At 55.8% G+C, this 20,165-nt stretch carries 13 protein-coding genes and 1 other annotated feature; of the genes, 3 read left to right on the top strand and 10 right to left on the bottom strand.

The genetic code is table 11. The features are described from left to right. The first annotated feature begins 189 nt into the window (after positions 1 to 189). From recA to rny, 3 genes are all read left to right on the top strand, one after another. Complete coding sequence (recA, locus tag P8Z34_03275; protein MEJ2549687.1) at positions 190 to 1,206, top strand: recombinase RecA; 1,017 nt, start codon at positions 190 to 192, stop codon at positions 1,204 to 1,206. 323 nt (positions 1,207 to 1,529) lie between these two features. Next, positions 1,530 to 2,192 (top strand): RecX family transcriptional regulator, encoded by a 663-nt coding sequence (locus P8Z34_03280; GenBank protein MEJ2549688.1) that lies wholly within the window; start codon positions 1,530 to 1,532, stop codon positions 2,190 to 2,192. Continuing rightward, positions 2,174 to 3,700: a ribonuclease Y gene (gene rny / locus P8Z34_03285; GenBank protein MEJ2549689.1), complete on the top strand. Its 1,527-nt coding sequence runs from the start codon at positions 2,174 to 2,176 to the stop codon at positions 3,698 to 3,700. Before P8Z34_03280 ends, rny begins: the two co-directional genes overlap by 19 nt. 111 nt (positions 3,701 to 3,811) lie before the next feature. Here the strand turns inward: rny and P8Z34_03290 are convergent, their stop codons facing one another. The 10 genes from P8Z34_03290 to P8Z34_03335 all read right to left on the bottom strand — a co-directional run bounded on the left by P8Z34_03290 (position 3,812) and on the right by P8Z34_03335 (position 20,026). Further along, positions 3,812 to 4,399: a hypothetical protein gene (locus P8Z34_03290; GenBank protein MEJ2549690.1), complete on the bottom strand. Its 588-nt coding sequence runs from the start codon at positions 4,397 to 4,399 to the stop codon at positions 3,812 to 3,814. A 4-nt stretch (positions 4,400 to 4,403) separates the two neighbouring features. Then, on the bottom strand, positions 4,404 to 4,775 hold the full coding sequence (locus tag P8Z34_03295) for a response regulator (GenBank protein MEJ2549691.1): 372 nt from the start codon (positions 4,773 to 4,775) through the stop codon (positions 4,404 to 4,406). Positions 4,776 to 4,939: 164 nt separating this feature from the next. Further along, positions 4,940 to 6,166, bottom strand: coding sequence for a dihydrolipoamide acetyltransferase family protein (locus tag P8Z34_03300; protein ID MEJ2549692.1), 1,227 nt, complete (start codon positions 6,164 to 6,166; stop codon positions 4,940 to 4,942). Continuing rightward, positions 6,166 to 7,137, bottom strand: a complete 972-nt coding sequence (locus tag P8Z34_03305) for an alpha-ketoacid dehydrogenase subunit beta (GenBank protein ID MEJ2549693.1) — start codon at positions 7,135 to 7,137, stop codon at positions 6,166 to 6,168. The genes P8Z34_03300 and P8Z34_03305 overlap by 1 nt, the downstream gene beginning before the upstream one ends. Positions 7,138 to 7,140: 3 nt before the next feature. Next, positions 7,141 to 8,100 carry a pyruvate dehydrogenase (acetyl-transferring) E1 component subunit alpha gene (gene pdhA, locus P8Z34_03310; GenBank protein MEJ2549694.1) on the bottom strand — a complete coding sequence of 320 codons (960 nt, stop codon included), beginning with the start codon at positions 8,098 to 8,100 and terminating at the stop codon, positions 7,141 to 7,143. A 184-nt stretch (positions 8,101 to 8,284) separates the two neighbouring features. Then, entirely contained in the window at positions 8,285 to 9,619 is a 1,335-nt protein-coding gene (locus tag P8Z34_03315) for an FxLYD domain-containing protein (protein MEJ2549695.1), read from the bottom strand. 123 nt (positions 9,620 to 9,742) lie between these two features. Continuing rightward, positions 9,743 to 11,239, bottom strand: coding sequence for a hypothetical protein (locus tag P8Z34_03320; protein ID MEJ2549696.1), 1,497 nt, complete (start codon positions 11,237 to 11,239; stop codon positions 9,743 to 9,745). Next, a complete protein-coding gene (locus P8Z34_03325; protein MEJ2549697.1) occupies positions 11,236 to 12,096 on the bottom strand; it encodes a S49 family peptidase in 861 nt (286 codons plus the stop codon). Before P8Z34_03325 ends, P8Z34_03320 begins: the two co-directional genes overlap by 4 nt. Positions 12,097 to 12,281: 185 nt before the next feature. Next, the gene (locus P8Z34_03330) at positions 12,282 to 13,655 is read right to left on the bottom strand and encodes a TrpB-like pyridoxal phosphate-dependent enzyme (protein ID MEJ2549698.1); all 1,374 of its coding nucleotides are present in this window, start codon (positions 13,653 to 13,655) and stop codon (positions 12,282 to 12,284) included. 124 nt (positions 13,656 to 13,779) lie between these two features. Then, positions 13,780 to 14,072, bottom strand: a binding site (T-box leader). 41 nt (positions 14,073 to 14,113) lie between these two features. After that, positions 14,114 to 20,026 (bottom strand): Ig-like domain-containing protein, encoded by a 5,913-nt coding sequence (locus P8Z34_03335; protein MEJ2549699.1) that lies wholly within the window; start codon positions 20,024 to 20,026, stop codon positions 14,114 to 14,116. Positions 20,027 to 20,165 lie beyond the last annotated feature (139 nt).

The following is a 20,165-nucleotide window of genomic DNA, read 5'->3' on the forward strand; positions in this document are numbered from 1 at the left end:
GTTTTATGATGGCTAAAGACTTCAAGTATGCTTGCCGCAATTAACGCGAGAGGCAGCGAGCTGCTAACAAGCCGCGGCGCTGAATCTTGTCCGAACACAATGGTCTCTTTCTAGAAGGCGCTTCCTTGCACGATGTTCTGATCTCAGGTAGACTCTCACTATATTTTTTGAAATGAGGTTCAGGTAACCATGGCCGGTGAGCGGGAAGATGCGCTGGAAGCGGCCGTATCGGACATAACCAAGCGCTTTGGTGACGGGGCGGTTATGCGCTTGGGTGAAGCCGCACATATGACGGTCGAAAGTATTCCGACAGGGTCTTTGGCTCTGGATTTAGCGCTTGGTGTTGGTGGCGTGCCGCGCGGCCGCGTGACCGAAATCTTCGGCCCCGAATCCTCCGGAAAGACCACCCTTTGTCAACACATCGTAGCCGAAGCGCAGCACCGCGGGGGTGTTTGTGCCTTCGTGGACATGGAACATGCGCTCGACCCGGCGTATGCCGCACGCTGTGGCGTCGATGTGGACAATCTGTACATATCCCAACCGGATATGGGCGAGCAGGCGTTGGAGATCACGGAGCGGCTGGTGCGCAGCGGCGCAGTCGATGTCATCGTGGTGGACAGCGTGGCCGCACTCGTCCCGCAAGCGGAAATCGAAGGCGACATGGGGGATCCACACATGGGAATGCAGGCGCGGTTGATGAGCCAGGCGCTGCGCAAACTCAGCGGAGCGATCAAACAGACGAACACCGTGGTGATCTTCACCAATCAGTTGCGGCAGAAAATCGGTGTCTATTTCGGCAACCCCGAGACCACGACGGGCGGCAGGGCGCTGAAGTTTTACGCTTCGGTGAGGATCGATATCCGGCGCGCAGAAAGCATCAAACAAGGCCAGGATATCGTGGGCAATCGGGTTCGCGCCCGGGTCGTGAAAAACAAGGTCGCACCGCCCTTCAAGGTGGCGGAATTTGATATTATGTATGATGAAGGCATCTCGAAAGCCGGGGGAATTTTGGACCTGGCAGCGGAGATGGAAATCATCGAAAAACGCGGATCGTACTACTCGTATGGCGATCAGCGTTTGGGACAGGGAAGAGAGAACGCAAAGCTGTTTATCAAGGAGAATGCTGAATTGGCACAGGAGCTTGAATCCAAGATCCGCACGGATGCGGGCCTGGATTCCACCGGCGCAGATTTTGACCGGGAATAAGACGAACTGTGCGCGTGATCATTTATAATGAGGCTGCGCCAAACTGCACGACCTGGATGTGCGCGCGGCATTGACAATGATAATGATCTCAAATATGAGACTTGACACCGCAGGGATGTTTTTAAGTTCGCTTGTTATGAGGCGAAAGGGATTAGCCAAATTTCGTGGGGATTTGATCCTTTAACGTTCGCTGTTGCTTAAGGTTTTTGAACCTTTTCTTTAGGCGGCGTCGAATCTACATCTTGAGATCGCTATGATTTGTCATTGGCCGTGATCCGGGTCCATGGATCACGGTTTGTGTTGTCTATGTGGAGTGAATCTTAGTGGGTGTAATTACCGCCTTGAAAGATCAGACCAAGAATCGCCAGCGGGTCAACGTCTATATCGATGGCAGCTACAGTTTCGCCATCGACAAGGTGTTGGCAAACAATCTGGCGGTCGGGAATGCGTTATCGCACGACGAGATCGAGGCGATAAAGAAAGAGGACGTTGAAGAACGACTGTTCCGCCGCGCACAACGTTTGATCGGTCGCAGGCCGCGCGCAGAGCGTGAGCTGCGCCAGCGTTTCGAAAGAGACGAGATTCCCCAAGACGTGCAGGACGCAGTCGTGCAAAGGCTGAAAGATCGTGGTTTGATTGATGACCATGCTTTCGTCGAAGCTTGGATCGAGAACCGCCAGGTTTTTCGTCCGCGAAGTGCGCTGGCGCTTCGCACGGAACTGCGCCGGAAGGGTGTTTCGAACGAGATCATCGAACAACATCTGGCGGATTTCGACGAGGAACGAGCGGCGGTTGCGGCAGCACGCAAAGGCGCTCGCCGCTATCGATCCATGGACCGGGAGACGTTTCGGAAACGTCTCAGTCGATACCTGCTTCGGCGCGGTTTTGGACATTCAATCGTCTCCCCGGTTGTCGCACGAATTTGGCGTGAGACAGCCGAAAATGGACCCGAAAGTGAGGAAACAAAGTGGATACAACGTGGGTAATTGGAGTCGTCGTCGCGTTGGCGGCGGGCGTACTCGTAGGATACATCTTGCGCCACATGCAGTTGGAAAGGAACGTAAGAGGTCGTCAGGCGGAAGCGCAGCGCATACTGGAAAATGCGCGCGGTGATGCGAAGGATATCGAGCTGGCCGCGAAAGATCTGGCCCTGGAAATCCGCAACGCAGCCGAAGAAGAGGCGAAACAACGGCGCTCCGAGTTATCGAAGGAGGAAACGCGTCTCACCCGACGGCGCGCAAGCCTCGATCGCCGCTTCGAACAAATCGACAAGCGAGAACAGGTGCTGAACAAACGCCAGAGTTCGATCGACCGCCGTGCCAATGAACTTGAAAAGAAATACGCCGAAACCCTCGCAGAACTGGAGCGCGTGTCCCAGATGACCCAGGATGAAGCCAAAGCTCAACTCCTGGAGGAAGTGGAGCGGGAGGCGCGCATCGATATGGTACGCATCATTCGCCAGATCGAGGAAGAAGCGCAGGTCGAAGGGGATCGCCGCGCACGGGAACTGATCGCCGACGCCATCCAACGTGTTGCTTCCGACCACGTGGCGGAAATCACGGTCTCTGTGGTGCCCTTGCCTTCGGACGATATGAAGGGTCGGATCATCGGGCGCAATGGGCGCAATATTCGTGCATTTGAACAAGCGGCCGGCGTGGATGTCGTCGTGGACGACACACCCGAGGCCGTCACGATTTCGTGTTTCGACTCGGTTCGCCGGGAAGTCGCCCGGCGCGCGATGGAAAAATTGGTGCTCGATGGGCGCATCCATCCCGCGCACATCGAGAAAGTCGTCAGCCAGGTTCGCGAAGAAGTGGATCGAGCCATCGTCGAAGCCGGTGAAGAAGCGAGTTTCGATGCCGGCGTGCCCGGTCTGCATCCGGAAGTGATCAAGAAGTTGGGGCGCTTGAAATTCCGCACCTCGTACGGACAGAACCAACTGGCGCACGCCGTCGAGACCGCACAACTGGCCGGAATCATCGCCGCAGAACTCGGCGCCAACGTCGACATCGCAAAAGCCGGCGGTTTGCTTCACGATCTGGGTAAATCGATGGATCACGAAGTGGAAGGCACCCACGCCGCGCTCGGCGCAGAATTTTGCCGCCGGCATAACGTGCCCGAACAGGTCGTCAACATCATCGCTTCCCATCACCACGAGATCGAACAGGATTCGGTCGAGGCCGTGATCGTCGAATCGGCGGATGCCATCAGCGGCGCAAGGCCCGGTGCACGCCGGGAAAGCCTGGAGCAGTACATCAAACGCATTCGAGCACTGGAGGAAGTGGCCAGTTCCTTCGAAGGCGTCGAGCAGAGCTACGCGCTGCAAGCAGGACGCGAGATCCGCGTGATCGTGATCCCCGAGGATATCGACGATCTCGAAGCGACGCGGCTCGCCCGATCTGTGGCGAAAAAGATCGAGGAGGGGATGCAGTACCCCGGTCAAATCAAGGTTACCGTGATTCGGGAGACGCGTGCCGTCGATTACGCAAAATAAATCCAATTTTGATCGACAGCATTGAGAACCGCAATGATCCAGGGCGGCCAGGGATGTGATAAATCACCCGGCCGCCCTGAATGTTGATGGCCGCAATCGGCGGCAGCAATTTCACACCCCGTCGTTCAGCACGGGCACGCCGTATAGAAACCAATACTGTTCTTGCGGGTAGCAGGAGCGCAAACGCGCATCCCAGATGAATTCCCCCACTTTGAAAATGGAACGCAGTGCGGCATCGACCGGGCGAACGGCCTCTATGCTTTGTTCGGCTTCGGGCTCAGACTCGGCCCATCCCGTGATTCGTTCGAAGATGACGCGCTGTTGAACCTCATGGGTGTAGTTATCTGCACGATCTGCGTGTTCAACCAGGTCGTGGACGTAAGCTTTCCATAAATTGAGGCGGCTGTGCATTTCGCGTGCGGCTTTACGCCCCAGGGCCGCCGACCATTTTTGAAAGATGCTTTCTGCCTGAAGGTTCAGCTTGCGGGATTCGGCTTGTTGGGCGGGTGTCATGTCTTCGCTTTGGACCTCGAGTTCATCGAGCGTGAGGGCCAATCGTCCCGGCGTGAGTCGTGGGGGGTAAGGGAGTCTTAGAGAGGAAGAATCAACTGGCCAATACAATTCGTCCGAGAGCAGGTACGCTTCGAATTCTCCGAGCATGATCCGGACGAAGGCGAGATTGGTCTCGGCGGCATGCATGCGATCACACTTCCGGCTTGATGATGTCCTGGATGATATCCAGCAGTTGACCCCGGGTGACGGGCTTGATGATGTAGTTGCGAGCACCGAGGCGGAAACCAGTCTCCTGATCCTCCGGGCGGTTACGTGCAGTGAAGATCACGACCGGGGGATAGGGTTTGGAATCATTGTTGAGGCGCTGCATAACGTCGAAACCGGAGACGTCGGGCATCATCACGTCCAACAAGATCAGGTCGAATGAACCTTTGCGGATGAGATCATAACCTGCGTCGCCATCGGAGGCCAATTCAACGTGGTGACCTGCCGTCTTCAACGTCAGTTCGACGAGCTTCAACGTGTCTGGATCGTCATCGACGACCAGGATACGAGCTGCCATGGCCATTTCCTGTTTGAACGGTTATCGGATTGTATATTGGTTCTTGCTCCCATGCCAAACGAAGTCGATGACATTTATCGGATACACCGAAAAGTGTATCGGTGACTTCGTTGCCGGTCTGGGTTTTCTGAATCTATATTCCTATGTTCCTATGAACGCAGGAATTACTCGATGGGCAGCAGCCGCAGGGGCTGCTCCATGTACTTTCGAAAAATCTGCATCCAACGAGCGGCTTCGGCGCCGTCCGTGATGCGGTGATCCGCCGAAAGCGTACACTGCAGGCGCGATCCGGGAACGATGTTTCCGTCCTCCACGACGGGCGTTTCCCGCACGCTGCCCACGGCGAGAATGGCGGCTTCCGGCGGGTTGATGATGGCGACGAAGCGGTCGATGCCGAACATGCCCAGGTTGGAGACGGTGAATGTCGAGCCTTCGATGTCCTGCGGGCGTACTTTCCCCTCGCGTATCCTGGCAACCATCGTGCGGACCTCGCCGGATATCGAGGGGATCGACTTCGCATCTGCGTTGTTGACTACTGCAGTCAGCAGACCGTCTTCGACGGCGACGGCTACACCGATGTTGATCTCTCCGTGCCGCACGATTTCGCCTTTATCCAGGGAGGCGTTGAGGTTGGGAAATTCCCGCAGCGCAAGCGCCGCAGCTTTCACGATGAAGTCGTTCACCGAAAGCTTGTCCTCCTCCGGTAGAATCTCGTTCATCTCGGACCGCATGGTCATCAGCGGCGCCGTGTCGATGTCGATGGTGAGATAGAAATGTGGAAGCTCTTGTTTGGCAGCGACCATGCGGCGCCCGATGGTGGCGCGTAATTTGCTCAGTGGAATACGTACGGTTTCTCCCGCGGCCGGCAAGGGTCTCGTCGAAGGACGGCCCGATGAAGCGATCGCCTCCTCGATGTCCTGCTTGACGATCCGGCCCCTCGGGCCGGAGCCGGAAAGGTTTGCGATGTCGATGCCGTAATCCGCGGCCATGCGGCGGGCGACGGGTGAAGCGCGCACGCCGTCAGGAAGATGCCCATTCCCGCCGGTTTCCGCTGCGCGTTGCACCGCTTCGGGCTCTTTAACCTTATGCTCGGTTTCGGGCTGCTCGGCGGATTTCTGCTCCGGCGCTTCGACGAGCGCATCGATATCTTCGCCGGCTTTCCCGACGATGGCGATCGGTTTGCCCACGGGAGTGGAGGTTCCCTCGCTGACGAGCTGCTTGAGGATCACGCCGCTCGCCATCGATTCAACTTCGACGGTCGCCTTGTCGGTTTCGATCTCGGCGATTACCTGTCCTTTTTCGATCGTTTCGCCTTCTCCAACGACCCAGCGTACCAGGACGCCTTCCGCCATATCGAAACCAAGCTTGGGCATGTTTACGACTTCAGCCATCACAACACCTCTTTCACAGCGTCCACGATGTCAACCACCTGAGGCAGGGCCATCTGTTCCAATTCGCGGTTGTAGGGCAAGGGCACTTCTTTTTGCGCGATGCGCTTGATCGGTGCATCGGCGTAATCGAAGGCTTCGTCGTAGAGCCGCGCGGCCACTTCGGCGCCGACGCCGAATGATTTCCACCCCTCCTCCACAATCACGCAGCGGTTGGTCCGTTTGAACGACTCGACCGCCGGTCCCATATCGAGAGGTCGCAGCGAGCGCAAATCGACGACTTCCACCTCTACATTGTCCTTTGCGAGTTCTTCTGCAGCTTGCAATGATAATTGCAAACCCTTGGAGTACGCCACCAGCGTGACGGCGTCGCCTTCGCGCTGGACTTTCGAGACTCCGATGGGTTCGAGATATTCTTCCTCGGGCACCTCGCCGCGCATCTGGTAGAGTGTTGCGTGCTCGATGAACATAACCGGATCGTCGCTGCGGATAGCGGATTTCAACAGTCCCTTTGCATCCCGCGGCATTCCCGGAGCGACGACCTTCAGGCCGGGGAAATGCGCGAAGACGACATCCGGGGTCTGGCTGTGGGTTGCACCAAGCTGGCGTCCGCCGCCGCTGACGGTGCGGATCACGATCGGGACGGTGAGCTGCCCGCCGAACATGCTGTGCAGCTTGGCGGCCTGGTTTACGATCTGATCCATGGCGAGAAATGCGAAGTTGATCGTCATCAGCTCGGCGACCGGACGTAATCCGGCCATCGCGGCGCCGTTCGCGGCGCCGATGATGACTCCTTCGGCGATGGGGGTGTCCCGCACGCGTTCGGCACCAAAATGATCGTAAAAACCGCGCGTCACGGCGTACGTGCCCCCCCATACACCCACTTCCTCACCCATGATGAATACGTTCTCGTCGCGTTCCATTTCTTCCCAGAGCGCCTGTGATATGGCTTCACGCATCGTCATTTCGGCCATGCTTCACACCTCTTCCACGTAAACGTTTTCGAACAGCGCTTCCGGTCCAGGATCTGCGCTCGATTCTGCAAATTGCACGGCTTTCTGTATTTCCTCGTTCACTTTATCCTCTTCGGCGTCGAGCGCCTTGTCCGTGGCGATCTTCTTCTTGATCAGATAGCGTCGATAGACGCCGATAGGGTCGTCCTCCGTCCATTTCTGAACCTCTTCGCTCTCGCGGTAGCGCTCGGGGTCCCCCATGGAGTGACCTCGGAAACGGTAGGTGACGACCTCCAGAAGAAAAGGTCCGTTCTGGCGAACCTGCTCCAACGCGTCCTGCGCGGCCCGGCGCACTTCGATGATGTCCATGCCGTCCGCGCGAGCGTTGGGCATGTTGTAGCCTTCTGCTTTCTGGCGGATTTCGCTGACCGCCGAGGCTCGATCGACGGCCGTGCCCATGCCGTATTGGTTGTTTTCACAAACCCACAGCACCGGCAGCTGCCATACTTTGGAGAGATTCAACGCTTCGTGGAAATACCCGATGTTCGTGGCGCCGTCTCCGAAAAAACAAATCGTGACTGCGTCCGAACCGCGGTGTTTGTCTGCCAGCGCCATGCCGGCTGCCAAGGGAAGATGCGCGCCGACTATGGCGTGACCGCCCCAGAAGTTCAAGTCGACGTCGGCGAGATGCATCGATCCGCCTTTACCCTTCGAGCAGCCCGTGACTTTACCGAGCAGTTCGGCCATCACGGTTTTCGCTTCCATTCCGCAGGCGATGGCAATCCCATGATCCCGGTACGCCGTGATGACACGGTCCTGCGGTTTTCGGACGGAAACAACGCCGCATCCAACGGCTTCCTCCCCGATGTAGAGATGCAAGAATCCACCGATCTTTCCCTGCTGGTAAAGTTCAGCGGCTTTCTCTTCGAGACGACGCACCGTGACCATCTCGTGGTAGAGCTGCAGATGTTCTTTTTTATCCATGATTACTCCGGGATGCGCGGGCCAAAGAATCTCCTCTGTTCGTTCTATGATACTACAAGGCCGCCGGTATGCTGATAACGAAACTATAAAAGTGCCCCGGAACGCCGGGGCAAATAAAATTATACCAAGGTGGTCTAATTTTTGCATGTCGTGCAACAGCGGCTGAGCAATGCATGGCACTTGACTACGGGTAGAAGCCAACGGCCTGGAGATCGAATTCACTCATCACGATGTCCGTGTTCTGCGGCAGGGTCAGCGGCAGGACGAAGTCCAGCGTTTCAGCGGGTGCCAGCGTGTCGGCGGCGATTGACCATCCGGCGCTCACCAGTTCGCCTGTGGTCGTTCGCAAGGTCCCAATTACGGTCGGCTGCTTGATGATGCTTTCTGCGGTGTTGATGATCGTACCGTGCAGCAGGAGTGAACTTCCGACGGATTGATAACGATCGATTTCGATCGCAAGCGGAACGGGCGTTTCATCGAAGCTGCGGGATAAATCGAGTTCGATGCGGACCTGGATCTCGACGTCTTCCAGCGGAATTCCCTGGCTTTCCGCGTTTGCGACGAGACCCGGAAGGCGACTTTCCAGGAAGGCTCGATTTTCATCGGGTTGAATCGGAACGGGAAAGCTTGTGACCGTGCAGGAAAGAAGTTCGCCCGCGTGATATGCGGCGATCAGCAGCCTCACCCAGCGAAAGTAGCCGGCGTCGTTGTGGATTTCACCGAGCACGAAAGGAAGACCCTGGTCGGTAAATTCGAGGGAGGGCTCACGCGTGAAAGTCAACTCAACCGGTGCGATAGAACGAGTGACCGTCGCATCCGCGTAGATTTCACGTTCGCCGGCGCCTGGTGGCGTATCAAACAGAAGCAATACGGGTGAGGCTTCCTCGGGCATCAGGTTCGCAGGTCCAGCGGCCCACCTGGAGAGGTCGATGATCGCGCCGGAGTCGTCTTCCAACAATATTCCGAAGTCGTGCAGAGTCAGTGGCTCGTCGGAAGGATTGCTGACCGTTCCCAAGACCGCATACTCTCCGTCTTGCGTCGTGAAGGCTTTGGTTTCCTGGAACGCAACGGAGGCGCGGTCGAAGGAAGCAGTCGTGAAATGGAGGAGCTCGACCTCTGCCGAAGCGATTCCATCGGCAGCTTCAAAACGAGCAGCATAAGGTGAATCTTCGCCGGGAGCGAGGTGTCTGAGCAGGGGAGAGACGTGTTGGCTGCCGAGCATATCCCCGTTGATATCCAGAAGTGAAACCTCCAGCGAGATTTCGCCGAAGTCCTGATCCGAATCGTTGCGAACGCTGCCCACGACGACGGTTCCCGATTCCCGGTCTTTTAGGATCTGCGGCGTATCGATCAGAATTTGCGGCTCGGGGGTTTGTGATGCGGAAGACGTGGTATCCGCATCGCTGTGTGTGGATGTCGTTTCAGTCGGAGAGGCCGTCAGGCTGTCCCAAGGAGCTGTGCCGCAGGATGGCACGAGAAAGATTATTGCAGCCAGGATGAAGGTTGCGGATCGTTTCATAAAGCAAAGCATACCGCAAACGATGATGCTTGTGGGATAGACTGAGAAAGCATGGAAAGGAACCTGCCGCTGCAATTGATACGTGCCGCAGTCCAGCTTAAATTGAACAGGGTGGAAACGTTCCTAACCTCCGGGTGTTGGCATCGGCTCGAGCAGATCATCTTCGGGAAAGAGGTCCTCAGGTAGTGGCTCATCGAAGTCGAAATCGAAATCGTATTCGTCGAACCCGAAATCATACCCCGTGGCCTCTCCAGCCTTGCACAGGCCGACATTCTCCCACACCATACAGCCGTCGAGCTCGCCGGTTTCAAGCACAGTCGCAATTTCGAGGACATCGTCCATGCTTGCTGCAAGCAGGAAGAGATTCGTATGTTCATCGTCATGAACGAGAAGCACGAGGCCGATTCCACCGGGATCGATTTCCCCGAAGTGCGGAACGGTCAGGGTGGCGAAGCTGTCGACCGGCAGTTCCAGATCGTCAATGGAATCGAGCGGCTCGAGGTACTTGGATTGCGAATCATACGGCGCCAGCACGATCAAATCCGAATCCTTGTCGGGGTCATCCGTGAAGACGAGATCCTGGCCGCGTGCATGGAACGAGTCCTGCATGGCGGTGATGCTTTCCAGATTATCGGCAGTGAGATCGAAGTCGTCGCTTCTCAAGAGTGAAATGGATTTCTGGAAGATAAACGGATAATCTGTCAGATCGGAGCTTCTTTCTCCGCCGAGCAGGAAATCGATCAGACGATCGATGAAGATCGGGTTGTCCGCAACTTGATCGTAGGGCGGAGTAAGGAATGAAAGGTCACCGATGGCGACGACGCCGCCGTCCAGACTGCGTACTGCGACGGTCAACTCCGTGTCAGCGTCCGCCTGCGACGAGCGAGTTTGCTCGTCACCCGTGATCAAATTCAGGCCGCTGTCGGTGTGAATGGAACGCGCGCCGTAAAAAACCAACTCAGAAAGATCTTCTGTAAGCGCATCTTCGGCGAATTGACGGAAGAAGACGTGCCGGAAGTTGCCTTCATTTTCAACCAGATTGTAAAGGAAGTCGTTTGCATAAGAGATGTCGAACGGTGCGAGAAGGCTGTCCGCGATGAGGGCTTCCGACAGGTAGCTTTCTGAGAAATACTCGTAGTAATAATCGTAGAGATTCCGGGTCGGATCGCTGATCACCAGGAGGCGGCCGCCGCGTGCGACGAATCGCTCGACGAGCTGCACCGTGGTTGGTGAAAAACTGGCTTGTGGCGCCAGCACGACGTATGCGCTGGCGTATTTCAAACGTTCTGCCAGCGGCAGCTCCCCGGGTTCGTACGTATCTCGAACGAATTCAATACTGGCTCCACGGAGGGTAAGTTCTTCGAGAAACGCGTCGAGTTCAGCGAAGTCGAATTGGTTGTTGTGATTACAATCGAGTAGAACGACACGTTGGGCGGGTTCGATCTCCTCCTCGGGTGATTGCTCGGAATTCGTTGGCGGAATCGGCATGGTAAATGAGGTGTAGTCGGGTGTATCCAGCATCGACGGGGAGCGATACCAGCCTCGATAGAACCACAATCCCCTGGCCAAAATCGGCAGGAGGAAAATTCCGACAGCGACATAGATGCGGTAGCGTTTCATGGCAGCCTCCTTGCGGAGGGTGGAACGTAGAGTAGGTAGATCCCCGCTTTTTTGGGTAAAGGCGTGGTAACGCCTTCCTCAGTCTCTGAGAAAAAACCGAAGTCGTACGAAACAGGATAATCGATTCTGTCCAGCAGTTCGACGGCTTCGTAATGCCAGATTTTGGCCAGGCGGGCGGTGCGATCGAGGGCTTCACTGAAAGAACTCAGGCCGTCGATCAGCCCATACTGCAGTGCTTCGCTCGCCATCCAGGTCCGTCCGCTGAGCAAACCTTCGATGTCGAGTTTCAAGCGTTCGCCGCGGCCTAAAACCACGGCCTGGAAAAAACCCTGCTTGATGACGTCGATTTCACGCAGCGTTGTATCGCGCCCGGTACCGGTCATTTTATAGGGTCCGGTGGTAACGATGTCTTCGATGATGAACGGATCTTCCGGAAGCGTCACGATGACGCCCACGTTGCCGATAACGGAGGACGGTCCGGAGTAGATCTCGTTCGCTGCGGTGGAAAGGTAATAGCCGCCGCTTGCGGCCATGCCCTGGACGTAAACGACAACGGGTTTTCGCGCCTGCAAACGGATCAGTTCCAGGTAGACCGCTTCCGTATCGACGACCGTGCCGCCCGGTGTGTTGAGTACCAGAAGGACGGCGCGAATTTGCGCATCCTCCCGGGCATGTTCGATTTGCTGGATCAGTGCGTCCGCGCTTTCGAAGTAGATGGCGTCGTTCAAGCGGATTATTCCGATCTGGGGACGGGGAACGACGAACGAAAATGCGCTTCCAACGAGCAAGGGCAGTATCAGGAAGAGCAGAATGGTACGCGGGTTTTTCCAATATTCATGAGCCGCTGCATCGTTCATATTGACTTTCCTCCCGTTCAATTCCTGAATCGATACATCGAGCAGTTGAGGTTCAATGCCAATGCTATATCATTTTCTTGATGTTGGAAAGACGCTCTGGCTGGTACGAGTGCAGCAAAGCGGAAATCGGCCGATGCACCCCGCGCTTGATGCTCCTGCGCGGGGTGTATCGGTTGTATTTGCGGTTATTCTTCGAATTCGACCTGGGGAAGATCTTTCATCGCTTCTTCGATCTTCTCCATGGGATAATCGTAGTCTTGGAGTTGATTGTGAAGATAGGCGTCGTTTGCAGCAAGATCCAGAAGTCCATGGCCGGAGAGGTTGAAAGCGATCACGCGCTCGGTGCCCTCTTCCTTGCAGCGTAACGCTTCCTCGACGGCCACGCGTACGGCGTGCGCCGACTCGGGAGCGGGAACGATACCTTCCGCCCGGGCAAACTGCACACCGGTTTCGAATGTGCAAATCTGATCGATGGCGACGGCGTCGATGTCACCATGGGCGTGCAGTGCACAGATGTGGGGCGCCATTCCATGATAGCGCAGCCCACCGGCATGGATACCCGGCGGCACGAAGGAATGGCCGAGGGTGTGCATTTTGACGATGGGGGCCATTTTGGCCGAATCGCCGTAGTCGAAGGTATAGAGTCCCTTGGTGAGTGTGGGACAGGCTTTTGGCTCGACGGCGATGAAGCGTGTATCCTTGCCGTTCTCGAATTTTTCGTGCAGGAAGGGGAATGCGAATCCTGCATAGTTGCTACCGCCGCCAACGCAGCCGATCACCACGTCCGGATATTCGCCCGCCATTTCGAACTGCTTCAAGGCCTCCAATCCGATCACCGATTGGTGCATGAGCACGGGGCCGAGAACCGAGCCCAGGGAGTATTTGTATTTGCCTTCCGAAGCGACGGCCGCTTCGACCGCCTCCGATATGGCGATTCCCAACGAGCCCCTGCTTTCGGGATCTTCCGCCAGAATCGATTTGCCGAACTTCGTCTTTTCCGACGGACTGGGTGTTACGTTGGCGCCGTAGGTCTCCATGATGATGCGGCGATAGGGTTTTTGATCGTAAGAGACTCGAACCATGTATACTTCACAGTCCAGGTCGAACATATTGCAGGCCAACGAGAGGGCGGTTCCCCATTGTCCGGCGCCCGTTTCAGTAGTAAACCCTTTCACACCTTCCTCTTTGGCATAAAAGGCCTGTGCTATGGCGGTATTGAGCTTGTGTGATCCGACCGGGCAAACCCCTTCATATTTATAGTAAATGTGCGCCGGCGTATCCAGCACCTTCTCCAACCGCCGGGCGCGGATGAGCGGCGTCGGCCGCCAGAGTTTATAGATTTCACGCACGGGCTCCGGAATCTCGATGTAGCGCTCCATACTCACCGCCTCACCGATGAAGCGCATGGGGAACAGCACCGACAGAAATTCAGGCGTGACGGGTTCTTTGGTCACGGGGTGAAGCACCGGGCCTGGCGACAGCGGCATGTCCGGGTTGATGTTGTACCATTCCTTGGGGATATCGTTGTCCGTAAGTACAAATTTCGTAGACTCACTCATCTCGTTTTCTCCTCGTAGTTGATTAGCATTCGAAAAGATCGTCAGGAACCGGTTTGTGCGCGATAGTTCTCCTCCGGGTTTGATCTCCCCTGGGACATCGATCAACTAAAAAACGCTCATCCCCGATGGGGACGAGCGTAAGCTTGCCCGCGGTACCACCCCGCTTAGGCTGGCATCAGGGACAAAAAAACCGCCGGTGGTGCGACGGTTTTTGTGAGCCAGCCTCACTCATTTCGGACATCTCAATCGATATCCTTTGCCCAGATAACGGTGGCAGCGCCGGCGCGGGTTACTTGGAATTCCTTTCACCCTGCAGCTCCGAGGTCCATTCCATGCCGGCCAACGTGCGGTTTCTCAACGCTTCCCGCTCTCTGTATCGTCGCGCCGGCGTGTACTTGTCCTCTTCACAGCCTTTACTTGATTCGTTTGCAAAATTATAGAGTTTAGAAACGCGCTTGTCAACAAACTGCGTTCTTGAGCAACCTTCTTTCCCTTTCAACATGAAAGCCCGGCGTCCATTTTTGCCCGAAGATCGTCGGCGGTTGGACGTATCTGACGTTGTTTCTTCTCGTCGCCACCTCCACTCGATTGTCGACAGGCGTCAGTTCGACGTGCGCGCTCTCCTTCACCGAAAGGAATTGCAGCGTGTCGCTCGCGGAACGTCCCCAGTTGGCAAGGTTGTACATTTCGTAGGCTTCGGCTGGCAAGGCGAGGAACGTTCCTTCCTGCATGACGCGGCTGTAGTAGCTGAATTGGTGCCGCCCTTGTTTCAACTCGGTGACGAAGAAACTGACCCGGTCCTTGTGGATTTCCTTGTAGTTGTAGCCGAGGTTTTTCCATGAGTATTGGGCGTTTCCGTAGTAATCGACGACGTGGCTGGTTGTATTCAAGCCTTCGTTCAACGCTTCCAATCCGCCGGGTAATTTGTCTTCGATGATGACGTAGGAGCTGGCTTCCGGGACGTCGACGTTGAGTATCACCTGCACCACATCTCCCACCGCCGCAGCTTCTATGGGTTTGCTGGAGCCGAAGATGCGATAGTCCCGTGTTATTTCGATGCTGCCGGCCGCTTCGACATGGGTCGTGGATAGATACAACTGTGTGGAGACGACGAAATACAAACGATCTGCGTCGGCATTGTAGATTTTGAGTCGGTTGATCCCGGATTTCAATTGACTCCTCCTGACATCGATAGACTGCATGGGATGGTCTGCCGTCAGCGTCCCTTCCTGGATGGTTTCACCATCGAGTTCGACTTGATAATAAGTCTCTCCTTCAGCTTTCTGAGTCGCAAGCAGATAATCACTGAGCGCCAAGAGCGTAAAGGACGTCTCGTTGGTCGTGCCCCAGCCCTGGGTCTTCCGTTGCGACATGAGCCAGCGTACGATTTCGGGGATCAATTCATTGTCCGGATCGAGCCGGGTGAAAGCGGATAGTGCCAACGCCGTTGAACGTGTCGTGGAGGACATCGTTTTCTTGTAGTAATGACCGTCGAGCTGCGGAGACGGCCAGTAGGCGCCCGAAACGCCAAGCAGGGCGGAATCTTCCAGGAAACCCAGGATTTCGCCGGCGGCCTCGGAAGCATCGAGTTCGTCCAACGCAATAGCCAGGGCGGCCTGACTGAAAGTGTCCAGCTTGATCCAGTATTCGTACAGGGTGAGCGTGGCGTCGCGATCGCCGTGGCCTGCGGTTGCCATGCTGAAGAGCGCGAAGGCTTTCGTCCTCGGGTCCATGGTTGCCAGGTTTTCCTGCAGCCAGTCCACGCCTCGAAGGATGGCGGCTTTATCGACTGCATAACCGGCCTCGGCGGTTGTTGCCAATCCGAACACGACCCATGCTGTCTGGTAATCGTGAGTCTGGTCGTCGTACCACCAGCCCCATCCACCGTCCTGATGCTGCATCGCATACAGCATTTGGAGGCCGGCCGTAATTTTGGGCTCGAGATTGAGGAGACTGGCTTGATCTGTGCTGCCCAGTTGAAAGAGGGCTCTACCGACGACCGCGTTGGGAAGCGCCTTGCTCATGATCTGTTCCACACAGCCGTACGGATAGCCGGTCAGATACTCGAGCCCGGATAGTACGTTTCCATCTATCGATCTGCTTAGTTCGATGTGTACGCTGCTTTGATCGAGCGCATCCGGCGGCAGGAAAATGACGGTATCGTATTCGTCCTCGATGCTCCCAACCTGCGTGGTCACTTCCGGAACGGCCAACGGTTGGATCGTCAATGTTTGCTGGACGAAATCGGCGACGCCGTCCCCTTCGGCGCTGATGGTGACCTGCGCATCGCCGGCTTCGGCGGCAGTCGCTGCCCAGCCGATGGTGACGGACTCGCCGGCCGGGACCATGCGAGTTACCAATGCGGGATCCGTGATTTCGAGAAGGTCGCTGCTGATTTTGATGGCCATGGACTGCTGGGATTCGCTGTAGTTATGAACGAGAGCAGTCAGTGTAAATTGATCTCCACTCGTTAAGCTGCCGGGAAGGATGGGCCGCACCACGACCGCTCGATGCGTGATGATGCTTGCAGTCGTTTCGCCGACGAGTGAGTTGGTGGTCACGGCGCGTGCAGTCAGACGCCAGGTCGTGAGGTTGTCCGGCAGAGGCACCGTCAGCGTCAGTTCGCCCTGGCTGTCGGTCGTCAGGGTGGGGAACCAGGCCGCCGTGTCCTTGAATGCCGAGCGTGGGCTGCCGGGGGAGACACCGCCGTCACCACCACCGCCGCCGCGGCCGGGCGAGTAGATCTCGCGCCAGGGGGACATCGAATCGAACGTATGCACATCGAGTTCTCGAGGCCCGTAAAATGCTTCCGTGATCGGATCGACGAGGACCTCACTGAGTGCGTAAATTCCTTCGTCCACGAGTGCAAGTGAAACCTCTGCACGGACCGGCTTTCCCTGGCTGTCTGTGACGCGTATCGTTATATTGGCGTCCTCTCCTGGCTGGTACGCCTCCCGATCCGTTTCGATTTCGAGGTCCAGATAACCGTCCGTCGAGTCGATATGCAGTTCGATCGTATCGAAATGCAGGCGGCTTTCCGGTTTGTTGGAGAACTCGTACTCGCTCAGAGCCGTGGATTCAGGCTGCCAGGCGTTGATGGTTACGAAGACGTTGGGCGCGTCGCTGGCGAGAATGGGAACCTGAACTTGCGTGATCGGAGATGTCAGTTCGACTTCCTGCGCCCGATGAACCTTTCCTCGCTCGATGGTCAAAATCGCAGGTCCGTCGAACGAGGATTGGATAAAGAGATTGGCGGTTTGGTAAGGAGAATAGCTGTCTTGTTCGGCCCATAACGTCAACTCATCCGAGGCGTTGAAATTCATCCAGGGATAGTCGAAATCATAGATGCCGATCCAGCGTGTAGTCGATATGTCGATGCCGCGCGCGTCCTGGGCGCTGAGTGTCAATTTGTAATGGCCGTTCTCATTCAACGTCAACGGAAGGTGTGCCACGCCGTTCTCGTCCGTCGTGGCCGTCAGCGTTTCGAGGACCGTTTCGTAATCGTAGTAACGGTTGTCCCATTTCATGATTTCCAGACTCAGTGAGCGGTTGGAAACGGGCTGATCTTCGATCGAATCGACTCGGGCTTCCATGGTGAATTCAGAACCTGGAGTATGTATATAACCGGAAGTCGAGAGAGATATTTTTTCCGCCGCATCGTAGACTTTCAAAACGATGAAGTTGCTCACCGTCTGATGACTGCCGTCGTCGACGGTTACTTCGATTCCCCAGGTGGAATACATTTGGCTCGATCCCCAGAACGTTGTTCGATAACCCTCCTGTCCGAGGATGGCATTACTGTGGTAGGTGTATTCCCCATCAGCATTCGTCTTGCCTTTTGCCGCGTTTCTCGGACTTTCAAACCAGACGTACTCCACATCCTGATCCCCCGTATCTTCCTCCCACCAATACCCATAAAACTCACCCAATTCGTATTCCCGTATGGTGACTTCCGCATCACCCACAGGTTCCCCGAACAGGTATTCCGCGCTCACGTTTACGGTGAACTCATCACCCTGAACGTATGTGGCTGCGTCACTGGAGAGTACGACTTGATAATCGGGTTTGCGATAGTCCTGGACTTTGAACCGTCCTTCGAAGACCTCTCCCTCGAGATTGATTTCGAGCTTGTAATCCCCCAGCGCTGCACCTTCGGCGAGCAAAAAAGATCCGTGAATCGTCCCGAAGAAGTTGGTCTTGAGTTCTTGAGTCTCGATCAGGTTGCTGCGAGCATCTCGGATACGTACTTCGACCGCCGTGTTTTCCGGAAGCAAGCTGTAATCTACATCGTCGTCGAGGCGAAGGATCGCCTTGTAATTTACGGTTTGTCCGGGACGATATATCGGACGCTCGGTATAGATGTAGGCGAAGTGCGTAGAAGCGTATTGCGACGGTGTCCCCGAATAATTCCAATACGACCAGGTGGAGGACCAGGTCGATGAAAGGCCAACCGCGGTCGTGTCCTGTTCGCCTTGACGGGCAACGACGATCAGCGGCTCATAATTCTCGGGGATCGTCGTTTGGTACAGCCCGTGGTTGTCCGTGTGGGATTCTCGAATTTTCGATCCCTCCGACGTGTAAACGCGGATTTCGGCATCCGGAACGACATCGCCGTGAATGTCCGTCAACCAGACGAGGAGTTCCGTGCCGGAGTACTTCGCCACGAGTGTGTTTTGCGAGAGCAGTACGAGCATCTGATCCTGAAGCACGCCATCGATCTCCATGCTCAGCATGTACAAACCAGGCCGTACATCTTCGGGTAAATACACTTGCTTGATGTTCCAATGTTCGCCCTCCAGATTGGAGGTGATCTCCCAGCGCTTTATCATTTCGGTTTCGCCGCTGATCTTGTCCAGCGAGGGTTGGGTGAAATTGGGATCATCGCCGCACAGTTCGACGAATTGGCGGATGCTGAGTTCGTTCAGTTCGAAAAACACTCGAGTCGGCTCGGTGGGCATCAGCGAAAATTGAACGGCACGCAGGCCATCCGCGTCGACAAGCTGTACTTTCGATCCGACCCACGCAAAATTGGCGTAATGATAGTAATGCTCGGCTGAAAACGACCATGTGTAAGGCCGGGAGAGGACATTTTCTCCCTGCGCATCACGCATCGGCGGTTGGAACGTGACGGAGTAAATGGAAGCGCGATTCATGTTGCTCGTGAAATGAAAATTGAGCGTGTTGTCTTCCCAGGTGAAATACCCCGGCTCGTGGGGCGTGATTTCAAAGGCGTTTTCGACGCTTTCGTGATCCATCGCTCGATCGAACACCACTTGGATGTCGTCCTCCAAATTCAATGAAAGCTTTTCGTTGGGGAAAACCTTGACTATTGGCGGAGCAGCAGAATAAACAAGATCTTCCGGGACGCCGAGTTCGTATCCGCTGGAATTGGAAATCGAGTGGTTGAAACTGAACGTGTATTCCTTGCTGGGCGCTGGTGGAGAATCGAGCAGCAGTCTGGCGGTGCGATTGTTTAGCCAATTGATCGTATATTCGAGCGGGGGATTCGTTTCCAATGCAGATTCGACGCTCTCAGGATCGGTGTCGTAGTTAAACGTGATCCGTATCTGTCTGTCGCCGTATTCCGGCTGTTTGCCGAGATCGACTTTGAATTCGTCCAACCAGTAGGACCAGCGGTACGGACTTTCGAGTGTCAGTCCACGAGAATCAGCCGCCGAATCCGCGATCGTGAATTGATATCGCTGTCCGGGGGAAAGCGGTTCGGTCAGCTCGATTTTGAGTTTGCTGCCGGTCGACCAGGTCAGGTCATACTGCGCTTCAGGCTGAACATCGAAGGCACTGGAGACGCTTTCCTTGTCCATGTCGCGGTCGAATTCGATTTCGATCGTTCGTGTGTCTATCGATAGCTGCGACGAACCCGGATCATGGCGGATCACGCTCGGTGCGGGTAACACCTCGAAAGTGAGACGTCCGTATTCGTAGGCGTGATCGCCGGTCACGCTGGCAAATTCGGGTTCGAAGTACACCGTGTAGGTAACACCGGGCTTGAAACCCGTCTCCGGCGTGAATACCAGTGTGTCGCGGGCAGGGTTCCATTCCGCTTTGCCTTCTACATACGGAGACAATTGCAGCACATCATCGGATTTGTCCACCTGCATGGATTGGTTAAATAGAAGCACGAGTGGACCAGCAGGCGGCACGTAGCTATTAACGGTGTTGATTGTCCCCACTTCTACGACCCAGCCTTCCGGGGTGGGAGTGGGGCTTTCTATTTTTACCGGCGTCTGCGTCGCGGTCCCTTTTATCCTGGTGACGTCAGGTGGTGGTGTGTCCGTTATGCTTTCGGCACAGGCTGCGACGAAAATAGCAATTCCGATCAACAGTCCCAAGATCGATATCGTTCTTCGCATGGTTGTCCTCCGGTAAGTGGTGCGGAATTCACGTTAGTTCGTTGGCCGAAAGATAAGACAAGCGTGTTACCGCCGTTCGGGTGGTAGATTACGGTTTGGTAATGGATGATTACGATTTGGTTGCCTTCGATTGACACCA

The sequence above is a fragment of the Anaerolineales bacterium genome (genome assembly GCA_037382465.1).
In the GTDB taxonomy this organism is placed as follows: Bacteria; Chloroflexota; Anaerolineae; order Anaerolineales; family E44-bin32; genus WVZH01.